Annotated in this window: 2 rRNA genes; both read right to left on the reverse strand. The window is 56.0% G+C overall.

Features of this window, described 5'->3' with window-relative positions:
- Positions 1-6: 6 nt before the first annotated feature.
- Positions 7-123, reverse strand: a 5S ribosomal RNA gene (rrf, locus tag KBX34_RS33135).
- Positions 124-208: 85 nt separating this feature from the next.
- Positions 209-1066: ribosomal RNA gene (locus tag KBX34_RS33140) — 23S ribosomal RNA — on the reverse strand; the annotation flags it as partial.

The raw sequence follows: 1066 nt of genomic DNA on the forward strand, positions 1-1066 counted from the left end.
AAGATTGTCCGGCGGCGTCCTACTCTCCCACACCCTCACGAGTGCAGTACCATCGGCGCTGGAGGGCTTAGCTTCCGGGTTCGGAATGTAACCGGGCGTTTCCCCTCCGCCATGACCGCCGTAACTCTATGAACATGTCAAACAACCCCGACACAAAATCACGGGTGTTCGCTTGTTCAGAGTTGCACAGTGGACGCGTAGCAGCTTAGTAGTCAAGTCCTCGGCCTATTAGTACCGGTCAACTGAACCCGTTACCGGGCTTACATTTCCGGCCTATCAACCCAGTCGTCTAGCTGGGGGCCTTACCCCACCAAGGTGGGTGGGATACCTCATCTTGAAGCAGGCTTCCCGCTTAGATGCTTTCAGCGGTTATCCCTTCCGAACGTAGCTAACCAGCCGTGCCCTTGGCAGGACAACTGGCACACCAGAGGTTCGTCCGTCCCGGTCCTCTCGTACTAGGGACAGCCCTTCTCAAGTATCCTACGCGCACGGCGGATAGGGACCGAACTGTCTCACGACGTTCTAAACCCAGCTCGCGTACCGCTTTAATGGGCGAACAGCCCAACCCTTGGGACCTGCTACAGCCCCAGGATGCGACGAGCCGACATCGAGGTGCCAAACCATCCCGTCGATATGGACTCTTGGGGAAGATCAGCCTGTTATCCCCGGGGTACCTTTTATCCGTTGAGCGACACCGCTTCCACTCGCAAGTGCCGGATCACTAGTCCCGACTTTCGTCCCTGCTCGACCTGTCAGTCTCACAGTCAAGCTCCCTTGTGTACTTGCACTCAACACCTGATTGCCAACCAGGCTGAGGGAACCTTTGGGCGCCTCCGTTACCTTTTAGGAGGCAACCGCCCCAGTTAAACTACCCACCAGACACTGTCCCTGAACCGGATAACGGTCCGAAGTTAGATACCCAAATCAACCAGAGTGGTATTTCAAGATTGCCTCCACCCATACTGGCGTATGGACTTCACCGGCTCCCACCTATCCTACACAAACTAATTCGAGTACCAATGTCAAGCTATAGTAAAGGTCCCGGGGTCTTTCCGTCCTGCCGCGC

Origin of the sequence: Micromonospora sp. M61 (assembly GCF_018070245.1) — a bacterium.
GTDB lineage: Bacteria > Actinomycetota > Actinomycetes > Mycobacteriales > Micromonosporaceae > Micromonospora > Micromonospora zamorensis.